17 protein-coding genes are annotated in these 16221 nt (G+C 63.4%); 10 read left to right on the forward strand and 7 right to left on the reverse strand.

Annotation, left to right across the window (positions count from 1 at the left end):
- Entirely contained in the window at positions 1-303 is a 303-nt protein-coding gene (locus LB519_RS12410) for a BolA family protein (protein ID WP_063169109.1), read from the reverse strand.
- Positions 304-484: 181 nt separating this feature from the next.
- Between LB519_RS12410 and LB519_RS12415 the strand changes: the two genes are divergently transcribed.
- From LB519_RS12415 to LB519_RS12430, 4 genes are all read left to right on the forward strand, one after another.
- Positions 485-1114: a J domain-containing protein gene (locus tag LB519_RS12415; RefSeq protein ID WP_013529366.1), complete on the forward strand. Its 630-nt coding sequence runs from the start codon at positions 485-487 to the stop codon at positions 1112-1114.
- Between the two features lie 123 nt (positions 1115-1237).
- The gene (gene cobS / locus LB519_RS12420; protein ID WP_013529367.1) at positions 1238-2224 is read left to right on the forward strand and encodes a cobaltochelatase subunit CobS; all 987 of its coding nucleotides are present in this window, start codon (positions 1238-1240) and stop codon (positions 2222-2224) included.
- A gap of 474 nt (positions 2225-2698) precedes the next feature.
- A complete protein-coding gene (gene cobT / locus LB519_RS12425; protein ID WP_063169108.1) occupies positions 2699-4600 on the forward strand; it encodes a cobaltochelatase subunit CobT in 1902 nt (633 codons plus the stop codon).
- The gene (locus LB519_RS12430) at positions 4597-5625 is read left to right on the forward strand and encodes an esterase-like activity of phytase family protein (RefSeq protein WP_063169107.1); all 1029 of its coding nucleotides are present in this window, start codon (positions 4597-4599) and stop codon (positions 5623-5625) included. The genes cobT and LB519_RS12430 overlap by 4 nt, the downstream gene beginning before the upstream one ends.
- An 11-nt stretch (positions 5626-5636) precedes the next feature.
- Here LB519_RS12430 and LB519_RS12435 read toward each other — a convergent pair whose 3' ends face one another.
- The 3 genes from LB519_RS12435 to rpmB form a co-directional block, all read right to left on the reverse strand.
- The gene (locus LB519_RS12435) at positions 5637-6308 is read right to left on the reverse strand and encodes a hypothetical protein (protein ID WP_063169106.1); all 672 of its coding nucleotides are present in this window, start codon (positions 6306-6308) and stop codon (positions 5637-5639) included.
- Between the two features lie 59 nt (positions 6309-6367).
- The gene (locus LB519_RS12440; protein ID WP_224620155.1) at positions 6368-7048 is read right to left on the reverse strand and encodes a queuosine precursor transporter; all 681 of its coding nucleotides are present in this window, start codon (positions 7046-7048) and stop codon (positions 6368-6370) included.
- Between the two features lie 184 nt (positions 7049-7232).
- Positions 7233-7529 carry a 50S ribosomal protein L28 gene (rpmB, locus tag LB519_RS12445; protein WP_013529373.1) on the reverse strand — a complete coding sequence of 99 codons (297 nt, stop codon included), beginning with the start codon at positions 7527-7529 and terminating at the stop codon, positions 7233-7235.
- 258 nt (positions 7530-7787) lie between these two features.
- Here rpmB and LB519_RS12450 point away from each other — a divergent pair, with 258 nt between their 5' ends.
- From LB519_RS12450 to LB519_RS12460, 3 genes are read left to right on the forward strand one after another with little or no spacing between them, the layout of a single operon-like run.
- Positions 7788-8576 carry a DUF3108 domain-containing protein gene (locus LB519_RS12450; protein ID WP_224620156.1) on the forward strand — a complete coding sequence of 263 codons (789 nt, stop codon included), beginning with the start codon at positions 7788-7790 and terminating at the stop codon, positions 8574-8576.
- A gap of 34 nt (positions 8577-8610) precedes the next feature.
- Positions 8611-9522, forward strand: coding sequence for a DMT family transporter (locus LB519_RS12455; protein ID WP_024503744.1), 912 nt, complete (start codon positions 8611-8613; stop codon positions 9520-9522).
- The gene (locus LB519_RS12460) at positions 9519-10205 is read left to right on the forward strand and encodes a lysoplasmalogenase (protein WP_127369168.1); all 687 of its coding nucleotides are present in this window, start codon (positions 9519-9521) and stop codon (positions 10203-10205) included. Before LB519_RS12455 ends, LB519_RS12460 begins: the two co-directional genes overlap by 4 nt.
- A 1-nt stretch (position 10206) precedes the next feature.
- Here the strand turns inward: LB519_RS12460 and LB519_RS12465 are convergent, their stop codons facing one another.
- Together LB519_RS12465 and gloB are read right to left on the reverse strand one after the other, a co-directional pair.
- Entirely contained in the window at positions 10207-10635 is a 429-nt protein-coding gene (locus tag LB519_RS12465) for a cupin domain-containing protein (protein ID WP_013529377.1), read from the reverse strand.
- 22 nt (positions 10636-10657) lie between these two features.
- Positions 10658-11425, reverse strand: a complete 768-nt coding sequence (gene gloB, locus LB519_RS12470) for a hydroxyacylglutathione hydrolase (RefSeq protein ID WP_224620157.1) — start codon at positions 11423-11425, stop codon at positions 10658-10660.
- Positions 11426-11562: 137 nt separating this feature from the next.
- On the opposite strand from gloB, the gene LB519_RS12475 reads away from it, so the two are divergent.
- From LB519_RS12475 to LB519_RS12485, 3 genes are all read left to right on the forward strand, one after another.
- Positions 11563-12345, forward strand: a complete 783-nt coding sequence (locus LB519_RS12475; RefSeq protein WP_013529379.1) for a class I SAM-dependent methyltransferase — start codon at positions 11563-11565, stop codon at positions 12343-12345.
- A 132-nt stretch (positions 12346-12477) separates the two neighbouring features.
- A complete protein-coding gene (locus tag LB519_RS12480; protein WP_027162917.1) occupies positions 12478-14304 on the forward strand; it encodes an ABC transporter ATP-binding protein/permease in 1827 nt (608 codons plus the stop codon).
- A gap of 83 nt (positions 14305-14387) precedes the next feature.
- Positions 14388-15191 (forward strand): DUF1194 domain-containing protein, encoded by an 804-nt coding sequence (locus LB519_RS12485; RefSeq protein WP_063169101.1) that lies wholly within the window; start codon positions 14388-14390, stop codon positions 15189-15191.
- Positions 15192-15262: 71 nt separating this feature from the next.
- On the opposite strand, the gene LB519_RS12490 is transcribed toward LB519_RS12485, so the two are convergent.
- Positions 15263-16195 carry a glycosyltransferase family 2 protein gene (locus tag LB519_RS12490; RefSeq protein WP_013529382.1) on the reverse strand — a complete coding sequence of 311 codons (933 nt, stop codon included), beginning with the start codon at positions 16193-16195 and terminating at the stop codon, positions 15263-15265.
- Between the last annotated feature and the right edge of the window lie 26 nt (positions 16196-16221).

Here is a 16221-nt window from a genome sequence, read left to right on the forward strand (position 1 = left end):
CTACCAGCGGGTCTTTTCGCCGGGAGCCGCGGGTTCGATCGCCAGCGCATGCACGCCGGCCTTCAGTTCGTCGGCAAGCAGTTCGTTGACGGCGCGGTGACGGTCGATGCGGCTCATGCTGGCAAAGGCGGAAGCGACGACGCGGACGCGAAAATGCGTCTCGCCGGTGCCGTCGTAAGTGCCGTGATGGTCGGAGCCGTGATGGTGGTGGCCGGCATGGAGATGGCTCTCGTTGATGATAACCAGCCTGTCCGGCGAAAATGCCTTGTTGAGCTTGTCTTCCATGGTCGCCTGTATGGACATCGCCATCTCCCTTCACCACATATCGTTGGCGTCTCGGCCTGGAAACCGAAAATCGGTTTCGCGAGGGGCCGCCGCCGCGCAACAAAATCCGCCATTCGCCTGCTTTATGCCGCGATTCAGCGGTTAGGGCGATGATCGCGAAAATGTCAATTCTTGTTTCGCATCTGCGAACGCCCCATAAATGGGTAAGATGAAGCCGTACCCCAAATATTTCGAGAAGATTCGCGTCCGTCCCGACAAGGACGCGGAGCTGAAGTCGCACTCGCCGATCTGCCAGTGGGACGGCTGCAAGGAAGCGGGCACCCATCGTGCGCCGGTCGGGCGCATGAAGGAGGGTGAGTATTTCCACTTCTGCTTCGATCATGTGCGCGAGTACAACAAGGGCTTCAACTACTTTTCCGGCGTGCCGGACACCGAGGTCGCGCGCTTCCAGAAGGAAGCCATGACCGGGCACCGGCCGACCTGGAAGATGGGCGCCAACGGGGCCTCGACCCGGTCGTCGCCCGATATGGCCCAGATGCGCTCCGGCCGCGCCGGCTACTATAACCGCATGCGCGACCCGTTCGACCTGTTCAAGGGACCCAAGGATCCGCGCGAGGCGCGCGAGCGCAAGGCCAAGCCGCTTGAGGCCAAGGCGCTGGAAACGCTTGGTCTTGATACAAAGGCGACTGGCAAGGAGATCAAGGCGCGCTATAAGGAACTGGTGAAACTACACCATCCGGATGCGAATGGTGGCGACAGAGGTTCGGAAGACCGGTTCCGCGATGTGCTGCAAGCCTATCGCGTGCTCAAACAGGCGGGCCTGTGCTGAGCGACCATACGGTTCGTGTCGTTTTCCAACTTTCATAAGGTTGGAAAAGGCTTTAAGACCGCCCCCGGACAAAATCGATTGCCGGCGAAATCAGACGTTTCGCCCGTGGAGACGTTGAGAGATATGAACAAGGTCGATCGCGACATCGCCAACCTGCCCGACACGACGGTGTCGGTGAAGGAGAAATTCGGCTTCGAATCCAAGATGGTGGTGCCGGCCTATTCGGTGACATCGGAGCATGTGCCCGACATCGACCCGGACTATCTGTTCGACAAGAACACGACGATGGCGATCCTTGCGGGCTTTGCCTACAACCGCCGCGTCATGGTGTCGGGCTATCACGGTACCGGCAAGTCGACCCATATCGAACAGGTAGCCGCCCGCCTCAACTGGCCCTGCGTGCGCGTCAACCTCGACAGCCATGTCAGCCGTATCGATCTCGTCGGCAAGGACGCGATCGTGGTCAAGGACGGGTTGCAGATCACCGAATTCCGCGACGGCATCCTGCCCTGGGCCTACCAGCACAATGTCGCGCTGTGCTTCGACGAGTATGATGCCGGCCGTCCGGATGTGATGTTCGTCATCCAGCGCGTGCTGGAATCGTCAGGCCGGCTGACGCTGCTCGACCAGAGCCGGGTTATCCGCCCGCATCCGGCCTTCCGGCTGTTTTCGACCGCCAACACGGTCGGCCTGGGCGACACCACCGGCCTCTATCACGGCACCCAGCAGATCAACCAGGCCCAGATGGACCGCTGGTCGATCGTCACCACGCTGAATTATTTGCCGCACGACAATGAAGTCGCCATCGTGCTGGCCAAGGCCAAGCACTATCGCGACGGCAAGGGCAAGGACATCGTCAACAAGATGGTGCGCGTCGCCGACATGACGCGCTCGGCCTTCATCAACGGCGATCTGTCGACCGTGATGAGCCCGCGCACGGTGATCACCTGGGCAGAGAATGCCGAGATATTCGGCAATATCGGCATGGCGTTCCGGCTGACCTTCCTCAACAAGTGCGACGAACTGGAGCGCTCGGTGGTGGCCGAGTTCTACCAGCGCGCCTTCGGCGAGGATCTGCCCGAGAGCGCCGCCAACGTGGTGCTGGGCTAAGACCGCTCCATGGGAACGACCCACCGGACGTTCCTATGGAGTCTTGTATTCCTCTGCTTTGGTCTCAGTCAGGCAGCCATGGCCCAGAACCAACCACTCAAACCTGGGCAGACTTGGACGTATCACGGCGCGACACCAGTATCCTCGCGTGTGATCATAGGCGCTGTCGATTATCTGGAAGGCGAAAGTCAGCCGATCGTATCGATCTCAGTCTCTGACGCGCCGATACCTAATGACGGAAAGCAGCTGCAAACAATCCCTCACCTCCCTGTAGCGGCTGACGTACTGAGAGAAAGTCTGGTTGAACTTGAGGGTGTTCGTCCAATTCCCGACGGGTTTGACCACGGATACAGTCATTGGAGACAGGCATATGACAGTGGGAAAGGCGGCTATTTTACGATCTCGGTCGAAGAGATTATCGGCCTCCTGCGCACTCAGCTTGGCCAGCGGCCAGCGGTACAATAGAGATAGATGATGGCGGGTCCGGGCGACAACACGCGCAACAAGTCGAAGACGGGCTCTGAAGCCGACAGCTTCAAGCGTGCCGTCACCGTCTGCATGCGCGCCATTGCCGGCGACAAGGAACTGGAAGTCGGTTTCGCCAAGGACCGGCCGGCGCTCGCCGGCAGCCGCGCGCGCTTGCCGGAGCTGCCCAAGAAGGCATCGAAGACCGATATCGCGATCACCCGCGGCCTCGGCGATTCCATGGCGCTGAAGCGCGCCTGCCATGATGTGCGCATCCACACCAAGCTGGCGCCGGAAGGCAAGGCGGCCCGCGCCATCTATGACGCGGTCGAGCAGGCCCGCGTCGAGGCGATAGGCTCACGCGCCATGCAGGGCGTCGCCGACAATATCGGCTCGATGCTGGAGGACAAATACGCCAAGGCCAACCTCGTCGACATCAAGGACAAGGCCGACGCGCCGATCGAGGAAGCTCTTGCCCTGATGGTGCGCGAGAAGCTGACCGGCCGTCCGATCCCGAAAAGCGGCGAGCGGCTGGTCGAACTTTGGCGCCCCTGGGTCGAGGAGAAGGCCAAGGCCGACCTCGACGGATTGTCGGCCAAGCTCGGCGACCAGCAGGCGTTCGCCCGGGTCGTGCGCGAGATGCTGGCCTCCATGGAAATGGCCGAGGAACTCGGCGACGACCAGGAGACGGAAGATTCCGAGGACAATGATGACAACCAGCCGCAAGGCGAGGAGCAGAGCGAGGAGGGCGGCGAAGAGGATTCCGGCTCCGAGCAGTCGCAGTCCGAGGATGCCGAAGCTTCCGCCGATGACGAACAGTCGGCCGAGACGGAAGCCTCCGACGCCACCGCCGACGATCTGTCCGACGATGACGACGCCGATGCCGAAACACCCGGCGAAGCGCGCCGCAACGACAATCCCTTCACCAATCTGCCGAAAGAGATCGACTACAAGGTCTTCACCACCGCTTTCGACGAGACGGTCGGCGCCGAGGAGTTGTGCGAAGAAGAAGAGCTCGACCGGCTGCGCGCCTTCCTCGACAAGCAGCTCGCCAACCTGTCCGGCGTCGTCGGGCGGCTGGCCAACCGCCTGCAGCGCCGGCTGATGGCGCAGCAGAACCGCTCCTGGGACTTCGACCTGGAAGAGGGCTATCTCGACCCGGCACGGCTGGTGCGGGTCGTCATCGATCCGATGCAGCCGCTGTCGTTCAAGCAGGAGCGCGACACCAAGTTCCGCGACACGGTGGTGACGCTGGTGCTCGACAATTCCGGCTCGATGCGCGGCCGGCCGATCACGGTCGCCGCCACCTGCGCCGACATATTGGCGCGCACGCTGGAGCGCTGCGGCGTCTCGGTCGAGATCCTCGGCTTCACCACGCGGGCGTGGAAGGGCGGGCAGGCGCGCGAGAAATGGCTGAAGGACGGCAAGCCGCCGAATCCTGGCCGGCTCAACGATCTGCGCCACATCATCTACAAATCGGCCGACCATCCGTGGCGGCGGGCACGGCGCAATCTCGGCCTGATGATGCGCGAAGGCCTGCTCAAGGAAAATATCGACGGCGAGGCGCTGCTGTGGGCGCATAACCGGCTGATCGCCCGGCCCGAGCAGCGCAAGATCCTGATGATGATCTCGGACGGCGCGCCGGTCGACGATTCGACGCTGTCGGTCAATCCGGGCAATTATCTCGAACGCCATCTGCGCGCCGTCATCGAGCTGATCGAGACGCGTTCGCCTGTGGAACTCTTGGCCATCGGCATCGGCCACGATGTCACGCGCTACTACCGCCGCGCCGTCACCATCGTCGATGCCGAGGAGCTGGCTGGCGCCATGACCGAGCAGCTGGCTTCGCTGTTTGCCGAGGAAAGCGCGAAGGATACGCGGCGCGGCGGTGGTATGCGGCGCGCCGGATGATCTCCAGGCGCGGCGGCTTTCAGCAGACGCTTTTCGCCGCCATCGCCCTGCTTTCCGGTGTGGCTTCGGCGGCAGCCGGTTCGCCCGACTCTGGTTCTGTCGAACCGGTCGAAATCTCGGCCCGCCCGATCACCGAATTTCACATTGGCCGTGCCGACAAGCAATTCGGCCCTTTCGAATTCGTCGGCGGGCTGGAGATGACCTCGCCGACACGCGATTTCGGCGCGCTGTCGGCCTTCCGCTTCCTGAAGGCCGGCGGTGACTTCATCGGCGTTGCCGACACCGGCTTCTGGTTCTTCGGCACGGTGGTCCGCGACGCGGAAAAGCGGCCCTCCGGCATCCAGAATTTCCGCATGCAGCAGATGGTCGACGAGACCGGTCGGCCGATCGACAGGAAATGGGAGGTCGATGCGGAAGGCCTCGCGGTCAAGGACGGCATTGCCACCGTCGGCTTCGAGCGCAGCCACCGCGTCGCCCAGTTCAAGATCGACGCCAACGACATGAAGGCGCCGTTCAAGCCGCTGGATTTCGTCGTTCCGGCCCAGGAGCTGCGCCAGAATCGCGGCTTCGAGACCGTCACCCACGCCAATGCCAACGGTCAGCATGAGGGCGGCCTGGTCGTGGTCTCCGAAAAGAGCCTCGACAAGGCCGGCAACATCTATGCCGCCATCATCGAGGGGCCGCACAAGGGCGTCTTTACTGTCAAGCGCAACGGCGATTTCGACATCACCGACGGCGCCTTCCTGCCGGATGGCGATCTGCTGCTTCTGGAGCGCAGTTTCTCGATGGCGAGGGGCGTCAAGATGCGGCTGCGGCGCATCTATGGCGAAAGCGTCGAGAAGGGCGCGGTCGCCGACGGGCCGGTGCTGCTGGAGGCCGACATGGGCTACCAGATCGACAATATGGAAGGGCTCGACGTCTGGACCCGCGACGACGGCGCGCTGATGGTGTCGCTGATCTCCGACGACAACCACTCGATCCTGCAGCGCAACCTCTATCTGGAATTCATCCTGCACCAGGATTGAGCCCGCCGGCTTTACGTCTTGGTGGCGATCCAGATGATATGGCGCGCGCCGCGCTTGCCGTTGGCGCGCGTACTGACCTCTTCGACCCCGAAGCCTGCCTGCTTCAGCCGCCGCGTGAAGCCGATGTCGGGGCCTTGCGACCACACCGCCAGCACGCCGCCCGACTTGAGGGCGCTGCGTGCGGCTGCGAGGCCCTGCAGGCTGTAGAGCGCGTCGTTGGATTTGTGGACGATGCCTTCCGGGCCGTTGTCGACATCGAGCAGGATGGCGTCCCAGGCCGCGGGCTGCCAGCGTATCAGCTGCCCGACATCGGTCTCCTGAATGGTGACGCGCGGATCGTCGAGACAGCCGCCAAAGATTTCGGCCATCGGACCGCGCGCCCAGGCGACAACGGCCGGCACCAGTTCAGCGATGACGATTCCGGCATCATTGGCCAATTCTGTAAGCGCGGCGCGCAAGGTAAAACCCATGCCAAGCCCACCGATCAGGATTGTTGGATGGCTATGGCCGGCAATCCGCCCGCAGGACAGTTTTGCCAGCGCTTCCTCGGAACCGCTGAGGCGGCTGTTCATGAGCTCGTTGGTGCCCAGCATGATCGAGAATTCGGTGCCGCGCCGCTTGAGGCGAAGTTCTTGTCCGCCGTCTGGGGTCTTCGCTGAATCGAGCTGGATCCACGGGATCATGATCTTTGTCCGACCAGGATCTTTTCCGAAAACGGGGTCCCACTTTTCGGGATCATGGTTTAAGCCGCAACCGCGGGCTGGCTCCAGCGGGCAGCGAGCAGCCGGTAGGGTATGAGTGCGACGACGGCGATGATCAGTTTCACCGAGAGATCACCAAGCGCCCAGGAGATCCAGCGCATCGCCTCGACATGGAAGACGCCCATCAAGGGTGCGTTTTCCAACGCAAAGCCGTCGTTTGGTCCGGCGAAGGCAAAGGCAGCCGAGAAAGCGACGGTGAAGAACACGGCGGTGTCGAACACCGACCCGACCAGCGTGCCGATGATCGGCGCCCGCCACCAGCTCTGCCGGCGCAGCCGGTTGAACACGGTGACATCGAGCAGTTGCGCGGAAAGGAACGCCGCTCCGGACGCGGCCGCGATACGCACCAGCCGGTCGGCGGCGGTCTCGAATTCGATCAGGCCGTGACGGAACAGGAAGGGCGGGACAAGGATCGAGCAGATCACCGCCGTCATGAAGCCGACAAGGACGATCCGGCGCGCCACAGTGGGTCCGTAGCGGCGGTTGGCGAGGTCGGTGATCAGGAACGAGAAGGGATAGGTGAAGGCCCCCCAAGTCAGAAGGTCGGCCAGCGAGAGGCCCCCGATCTGGCCCTGCATCGGGAATTGCACGAGAATGTTCGATGCCACGACGACAAGCGCCATGGCGGCCACGAAGGGCAAATACCGCGAGAAGGAAGTCATTTTTTTATCCTGGGTAATGGAACCAGCCAAGCATCATGCCCATGCGGGCGATGCTCGCCTTCGTATGTGGGCACCGGATTGCCAAAACCTTGCGGCTTCGATCCGATGCCCCAAGGCCAACAAGATGTTGGCCAGAGGCCAACAAGATGTTGGCCAGGGCGGTCGTCCCCCGCCTTTGAACTGTTTAAGCGGCAGCCTGCTCGGCGGTCTTCTTGGCGATCTGCTTCTTCAGCAGACGGGCGCGCTGCGACAATTCCTTGACGTCGGCCTTGGCCAGGAAGGCGTCGAGACCGCCGCGATGTTCGACCGAACGCAGTGCGTTGGCCGAAATGCGCAGGCGCACATTCTGGTTCAGCGCTTCCGAAATCAGCGTCACATTGACGAGGTTCGGCAGGAAGCGACGCTTGGTCTTGTTGTTGGCGTGGCTCACATTGTTGCCGGACATGACTGCCTTGGCAGTGAGTTCGCAGGTGCGGGACATTGTTCTAACCTTCAGTTCTCGGGGTCTGCCAAACACTCAAGCCCACGCCGGGTGGCGCGCGGTTCTGGTCAGGCGGCCTTATGGAAAAAGTTGGCGTTCCATAGTTGCATTTCGCCGAGGCGTCAAGCTCCTGCATTGCCCACGGCGCGCCCGGCATTTTCATATTAAGGCCGGAATTCATCCTATAAGCGGTCTCATAGGGACATGCCAGACCGGAGTTGCCCGCCTCCGGCCGAAAATCAAGGACCCGATCCCGCCATGCTTCGTTCGTCACATGCCTTTGCCGCCATGCTTGCCGCAGCCTTGCCGTCCGCCGCGTCTGCTGCCTCGCCGCAGTCGTTCAAGGGCGAGTATACGGTGTCGTTCCTTGGACTTTCGATAGCGAAATCAACGTTTTCCAGCCGTTATGAGAACGGCGCCTACGCGATCGAAGGCAGCGTCAGCGCGGCAGGGTTGGCAAAACTGTTCGACGACACGCGTGGCACGATCTCATCCAAAGGCACGATTGCGGGCAAGAGGATGGTGCCGCAGGCATTCCGCGCCGATTACACCTCCGGCAAGAAGGCATCGGTGGTCGACATCCGCTTTGCCAATGGCAGGGTCACCTCGACGCAGGTCGTCCCGGCGCCGGGCAAGCGCGACCCCAAGAGTTGGGTGCCGCTCGGTGCCGGCGACCTGGCATCGGTGCTCGATCCGATGGCTGCCACCGTCATCCATGCCGACAGCCTCGACCAGGTCTGCGGCCGCACGGTAAAGTTCTACGACGGCGAGATGCGCGCCGATCTGACGCTGACCTACGCTTCGAAGGGCACGATCTCGGTGCCGGGCTACAAGGGCGACACGGTTACCTGCCGGATGGGCTTCGAGCCGGTGGCTGGCTATCGCAAGGGCCGCAAGGCGCTCAACTATCTCAAGAACAAAAGCCGCATGATGGTGACGTTTGCGCCGCTCGGCCAAACCGGCGTATATGCGCCGATCCATGCCACGGTGGGCACGCAGATCGGCACCTTGACCATCAGCGCCGGACGTTTCGAAGCGGTACAATAGCCAGGCGCAGAATTGGCGCGCCACTGGAGACAGAATGGGGCGCGCAACACTGATCGGCTTTTCGGCGGTCGCCATGTGGGCGCTGCTCGCACTGCTCACCGATGCGTCGGGCCAGGTGCCGCCGTTCCTCTTGTCGGCGATCACCTTCTCGATCGGCACCGGTGTCGGGCTGGTCGCGCGGCTGTTCATGCCGGCACCCGACAAGAGCCAGAGGATACCGCCGCAGGTGTGGCTGATCGGCATTGCCGGGCTGTTCGGCTACCACTTTTTCTATTTCACCGCGCTGCGCAATGCGCCGGCGGTGGAGGCGAGCCTGATCGCCTATCTATGGCCTTTGCTGATCGTGCTCGGCTCGGCGCTGATGCCGGGCGAAAAACTGGCCTGGAACCATGTCGTCGGCGCGCTGCTCGGCCTTGCCGGCACCGTGCTGATCGTCACCAAGGGCGGGGGCCTCGCCTTCGACGCCCGTTACGCCTTCGGCTATGCGATGGCCGCCGTTTGTGCCGTGCTGTGGTCGTCCTATTCGCTGTTGTCGCGGCGCTTCCCGTCGGTGCCGACCAGCATCGTCACCTGGTTCTGCGCAGCGACCGCGGTGTTGTCGCTCGCCTGCCACCTGGCACTGGAACAGACGGTTCTGCCTGACGGTGCCGGCCAGTGGCTGGCCGTGCTCGGCCTTGGCCTGATGCCGGTGGGTGCTGCCTTCTATGCCTGGGACATCGGCGTCAAGCGCGGCAACATCCAGGTGCTGGGTGCTGCAAGCTACGCCGCGCCGCTGTTGTCGACGCTGGTGCTGATCGCGGCCGGCGTCGCCGAGCCGTCGCTGCGCATCCTCGCCGCCTGCGTGCTCATCACCGGCGGGGCCGCACTTGCAGCGAAGTCGCTGTTCCTGCGCAAACCGGCGGCTGAGAGCGGGGCCAGGGCATCCCAAAGCGGAGCCGGGGCATGACGATGCCGTTTGCCGGCGGCATCGACGCAAATGCCAATGCGACACTGATCTTTTCGCTGGCGGCGGCGGTGATCTACGCCTTTACGCTTGGCATGCCACCAACGCTCGCCCGCTCGGCGGCAAAGACGCTCGCCGTGGCGATGCTTGCCGTGCTGGCCGGGCTGCAGGGCGGCCCGCTGCTGCTCGCCGCCGCGCTCGCCCTCAGCGCTGTTGGCGACGCATTCCTGTCGCGCGACGGTGAAAAGGCCTTTCTCGGCGGGCTGGCCAGTTTTCTTGTCGCCCACATCGTCTACGTCGTGCTGTTCCTGCGCAGCGGTGGCGGGTTGGGGGTGCTTGGCGCCGAGTCGTGGCGCGGAGCGATCGCGCTCGCCATGGCGGTGTTTGCGGCCGTCATGCTGGCGGCGCTGTGGCGGCGCGTCGGTCCCGGCCTGCGTATCCCGATCGCCGTCTATGTCGCTGCGATCCTGGCAATGGGTATCTCGGCGCTGACCACCAGCAACGTCTCCGTGATCGGCGGTGCGCTGTTGTTCATGGCATCCGACGGGCTGCTCGCCACGGAGAAATTCCTGGTGGCCGCCATCTCGCCGCACCGCGCCTGGATGCGCTTCGCCGTCTGGGCGCTGTACTACGCCGCCCAACTCGCGATCACGCTTGGGTCCCTGCTATATCCGGGCTCTTATTGAGCTACGGTTGTTTCGGCTGCCAGCCGGGTGCTGCCAGTTCGAAGGCGGCAAACTCGAAGCCCGGCGCGACGGTGCAGCCGACCAGCGTCCATTCGCCGAGGCTGCGCGCCGATTGCCACCAGCCCGCCGGCACGACGATCTGCGGCCGCTCACCGGCTGCGAGATCGATTCCAAGCACCTGCTCCACAACGGTGCTGCCTTCTTCCCACATTGCCAGTGCCAGCGGGGCGCCGGCATGGAAGTGCCAGACCTCGGCGGCGTCCTTGACCCGGTGCCAGGCCGAAACCTGATGCTCCTCAAGCAGGAAATAAATGGCGGTCGAATGGCCGCGCGCGCCGCCAGTGCCATCGCGAAAGGTCTCGGCATACCAGCCGCCTTCCGGATGCGGCTTCAGCCCGAGCGTCGCGATGATTTCGGCGGAGCTGGTCATGGCGTCGACGATATCACGGGCTCTAGAAGTTGTCCTTGCGCTTGCGGATTTCGGCAAAGACCTCGGCGTCGGAAGCCTTCTCCAGCCCAAGATGCTTGCGGATCGCCGGGTCGTGCCAGCGCAGGAAGGGATTGGTCGACAGTTCCTCGCCGATCGTCGTCGGCAGCGTCGGCTTGTTCTCGGCGCGCAGCTTTTCGATCCTGGCGGCGCGTTCCTTCAATGCTGAATTGGACGGATCGACGGTCAGCGCGAAACGGGCGTTGGAGAGCGTGTATTCGTGGCCGCAATAGATGGCCGTTTCAGCTGGAAGTGCAGCCAGCTTCTTCAGCGAATCATACATTGCCGGCGGCTTGCATTCGAACAGCCGCCCACAACCCAGCGCAAACAGCGTGTCGGCGGTGAACGCCACGCTCGAGGCCGGCAAATAATAGGAAACGTGGCCGGCAGTGTGGCCGGGGGTGGCGATGACTTCGATCCTTTCATCGCCAAGATGGAGAACCGAGCCGTCTTCGACGGTCTCGTCTATGCCGGGGATCTTGGCCTTTTCGGCCTCTGGACCGACGATGCGCAGCTTGAAGCGCTCCTTGAGCGCCAGATTGGCCTCAACGTGATCCATGTGATGATGTGTGGCCAGGATCATCGTCGGCGTCCAGCCGGTGCGCTTTATCGCGGCCAAGATTGGCGCTTCCTCGGGCGCATCGATGATCGCGGTCTGGCCGCTTTTGGGGTCATGAACCAGCACGCCGAAATTGTCGCTGCGGCACATGAACTGTTCGATTTCGACCGGCATCACATCTCTCCGTTATGGCCGCAGACATAGGGCGCTTGCGGGTCGATGTCATCCCGGATGTCGAATGACATTCCCGGAATGTCGGGTCGTCGCGGCCTTTTGTTGAAACCTGGCGACATCACGGCTACATCCCTGCCATGCATTCCGACATCGTCGATCTTCGCTCGTTCTATTCGACAACGCTCGGCCGGTTCGCCGAGCGTTCGATCACCATGGCGTTGTCGTCGATATGGGCGGCCGTTCCCAACGAGCGGCTGGTTGGTCTGGGCTACACCTTGCCGTGGCTGGAGCGGTTCGGCAGCGACGCCGAGCGGGTCTTCGCCTTCATGCCGGCAACGCAAGGCGCGGTGGTGTGGCCGGCGACGGGGCCGACGGCGACGGCACTGGTCTTCGACGAGGAACTGCCGCTGGTCGATTCCTGCATCGACCGCATGCTGCTCGTCCATTCGCTCGAACATGTCGAGAACCCGCGTGAGACGCTGAACGAGATCTGGCGCGTGCTGTCGCCGGCCGGCCGGGTGGTCATCGTCGTGCCCAACCGGCGCGGTGTCTGGGCGCGCTTCGAGCACACCCCATTCGGCAACGGCCGGCCCTTTTCGCGAGGCCAGCTTACGGAACTGCTGCGCGAGGCCAATTTCACGCCCGCCGCTTGGTCCGATGCGCTGTTCTTTCCGCCATCGCGGCGCCGTTTCATGATGCGCTTCCACAATGTACTGGAGCGCGCCGGCCGGCGGCTGTGGCCGATCTTTTCCGGGGTCATCGTGGTCGAGGCGCAGAAGCGGCTCTATCAAGGCGTGCCGGTGGCGCAGCGCGCATCGCGCCGCGTCTTCGTGCCGGTGCTGTCGCCGCATGGCGCCACCCGGCTTGGCCGTCACAAAGCGGATGCCAAGCCCTTGGCTGCGCGGGTGACGGCTTCGTGATCGCGGCAAGCGTGCCTGACGTCGTTTCCCTGCCTATCTGTCGCAAGCAGACCGACAGCCCATCCGGCAGCCCATACGAACGCCTGTCAAGTTTCTCCATCCGGTTGCAGCACTGACGCAAGGACCTCGGCCATGGCTGATCAACCGGACAATGCCGCCGCCGTTCAGCCGGTTGCCGTGGCCGTCGAGGCCAGCAGCCTGCACGATCAGGTGATGACGATCCGGCGGGCGCTTGCGGGATCGCCGGTTCGCAGATGGTTGCTGTGGACATCGGTCGGCATCATGGCCGTGATCATCGCAACGTCGATCGGCCAGGTTCTGCTCAACCGCTGGAACCAGCCTTTCTACGATGCGCTTGCCCGCCGCGACATGGCGGCCTTTTTGCACCAGCTCCTCGTCTTCGCGGCCATAGCCGGGGGACTTCTGGTGCTCAATATCGGCCAGACCTGGCTCAACCAGATGATCAGGCTCAAGCTGCGCGAGGCGCTGACGCTGGATCTGATCGATCAATGGATGCGGCCGGCGCGCGCCTTCCGTCTGGCCAATGCCGGCGCCATCGGCGTCAATCCCGACCAGCGCATGCAGCAGGACGCCGCGCATCTGTCCGATCTGTCAACCGATCTCGGCGTCGGCCTGCTGCAGTCGTGCATCCTGCTCGTGTCCTTCGTCGGCGTGCTGTGGGAGCTGTCCTCGGGCTTCGTGTTCCACATCGGCGGGACCTCGCTGGCCATACCTGGCTACATGGTCTGGGCCGCCATCCTTTACGCCGGTATCGCCTCCTGGCTGAGTTGGCTGGTCGGGCGGCCGCTCATCCGCCTGAACAGCGACCGCTATACACGCGAAGCCGAGCTGCGCTCCTCGATGGTGCGCGTCAACGAGAATGTCGATGCCATTGCGTTGTATCATGGCGAGGCCGACGCCAGGCGGCGGCTCGAACTCGATCTCGGCACGGTGCTGGGCGCCATGCGGCGCATCTACACCGCCCAGATCAACCTGTCCTGGGTGACCGACACCTATGGCTGGATCACCGTCGTGGCGCCCATACTGGTTGCTTCGCCTGTCTATTTCTCAGGTGATATCAGCTTTGGCGGGCTGATGATGGCGGTCGGCGCATTCAACCAGGTCCACTCCTCCTTGCGCTGGTTCATCAACAACATCGGCAGCATTGCCGATTGGCGCGCCACGCTGATGCGCGTGGCCGATTTCCGCATCGCGCTCGATGAAACCGATGCGCTGCACGACACCGAAAAGCGCATCGCCTTCGGCCAAAACGTCAGTGGCAGCCTGACTTTCGAGAAGCTCGAAGTGGCCTCGCCGGAGGGCTGCACCAGGCTCGCCGACCCGCATGTCGAAATCCGCCCCGGCGAGCGCGTCATGATCACCGGCGATCCCGGTGCGGGCAAGACGCTGTTCTTTCGTGCCATTGCCGGCCTGTGGCCATGGGGAAGCGGCCGGATCGGCCTGCCGGCGGGAGAAACCCCCATATTCGTGCCGCGCGTGCCTTATTTTCCGGTCGGCACATTGCGCGAAGTCCTCGATCACCCGAACGGCCCCGCGCCGGCGGACGATGCCGACATTTCGGCGGTGCTGGCCGAGGTCGGTCTGGGACGGCTATCCTCATCGCTCGACCGCGCCGGGCGTTGGGACCATGAGTTGGGCGATGACGAACAGCGCTCGCTGGCCTTCGCCAGGCTCGCGTTGCGGCAGCCGAAATGGGTGATCATCGACGAGGCGCTGGATGCATTCGACGGCCCATCGCTAAGACGCGTGCTGTCGATGCTCGAGAAGCGTTTGCCGGCGACAGCGATCCTCAACATCGGGCGCGGCCAGCACAACGACCACTTCTTCCCGCGCGCGTTGACGATCGTCAAGGATTCCGGTGCGCCAGCGCTGAAGCCCGCCCGCGTCAGAGCCGGCGCGATCGAACCGCCGCCAGTCGCCGCCCGCGGCAAGAAATGACCTGATATCCGGACGGGGAAGCAAAGCTTTATTTTGCCGTGATCGCGAGGGAAGCTCTTCGGGAGAACAACCTGGCGACGGCCATGCTTGATGCTCTGCGCCTGCTTGCCTGTCTTGCCTGCGCCCAGGCTGCCCCCGCCGCCTCGCCGCGGGATGCGCTCGCCGTCGACGTCGAGCTGGTGCTGGCAGTCGACATCTCGCTGTCGATGGACGAGAAGGAGTTCGCGCTGCAGCGCGCCGGTTATGTCGAGGCGCTGCGGCATCCCGACTTCATCAAGGCTGTCCGCGCCGGCGCCACGGGCCGCATAGCGCTGACCTATTTCGAGTGGGCCGGCACGGTGCGCGACGACGCGGTCATCGGCTGGCAGATCATCGATAGTGCCGAGAGCGCCAACAGCTTTGCCGACGAGGTCGCGGCGCGCCCGTTCCGCAGCTTTCGCGGCACTTCGATTTCCGGCGCGCTGGCCTTCGGTGCCGAGCTTTTCGACCGCACGTCTTTCCAGGGCGAACGTAGCGTCATCGACATTTCGGGCGACGGACCGAACAATATCGGGCCGCCAGTCACCGCGACGCGTGATGCGGCGACTGCCAAAGGCATCGTCGTCAACGGCCTGCCGATCCTGATCAGCCCGTCGCCCACCTTCAGCCATCTCGACCAGTATTACGCGCAGTGCGTGACCGGCGGGCCCGGTTCCTTCGTGCTGCCCATCTATGCCGCCGCGGAGTTTTCGACAGCCATCCGGCGCAAGCTGATCCTCGAAGTGAGCGGCATTCGGGACAAGGCGAGAATCACCCCCGTCGACGCGGCCAAGCCGATAGACTGCCTGCAGGGCGAACGGGACAGGCGGTTTTTATCGGATCCGTATTTTCCCGAACTTGACCGCTGAGCTCTCGATAGTGCGGTTCACGCAATCCGGAGGGAAAACCGTTCCACGATTTTCCTGGAGTTGCTCTGGGTTCAGGCGAGCCGGGCGCCACATTGGTTGCGAAACTCGTTGGAGAGATCGCGGCGCCAGCGTCGGCCATGGACATAGCCTTGCATCAATTCCGGCAGCGAGTAGCCAAGCGCTTTCGACGATCGGTTGGCCATATAGCCCTGGAATGCCTCCGGTATCCTGCCTCGCAGGATATCGGCGATGAGCTGCCGCGAGATCATGTAAGGCGGAATGTGCGGGTAGGCGTGGGCAATATGAGGATGTTTGCCCATCAAGTTCGCATAGGCCTCGACATAGCCGTCACGGCGGCCGGAAATCGAGTTCTCCGAATTGTATTTCGTCCAGTCGAGGTCCTCGGACAGTTGCGCGCCGAAGCGCCGGGCAAGGCGCAGCAGCAATTCGCGATCCTGCATGCGGGTGATGTCGCTGTCGTAGCCGCCGATGGCCAGCAAGGCTTCACGGCGAGCAGTGATCGCGGAGCCGGCGATGAAGATGGTCTGCCCAACCAGCGTCCGCTCAAGCATTGCGGGGCTCACGAATGCCTCTGGGTTGGCGCAGTTTGTGATGCGATTGCCCTTCAGGGACACGAACGAACTGATCAGCACTTGCAGTGCAGGATTTTCATCGAACCAGGTCAGGGTTCGTTCAAGCCGGTGCGGCAAGTAGATGTCGTCGGAATCGAGGAACGTCACCAACGGTGCCCGCGCCCGCTCGATGCCGGCATTCCTGGCGGCGTTGGCGCCTCGCCATTTCGCCCCGACATAGATCAGCCGCGGGTCCTGGATGCGGGCCAGCGCCGCTTCGGTCCCATCGGTCGAACCATCGTCGACGACAATGTGCTCAAACCTCGACATGCTCTGGGAGAATACGCTTTCCACGGCGCGCAACACTGTTTCGCGTCGGTTGTGGGTCGGCGTAATGACCGTGATGAGAGGTACTGGATCGATCCCGGCCATGTCTGTCAGCTGTTTCCTGCGCAGGG

It is taken from the genome of Mesorhizobium sp. AD1-1, from assembly GCF_020164655.1.
Lineage (GTDB): Bacteria > Pseudomonadota > Alphaproteobacteria > Rhizobiales > Rhizobiaceae > Mesorhizobium > Mesorhizobium ciceri.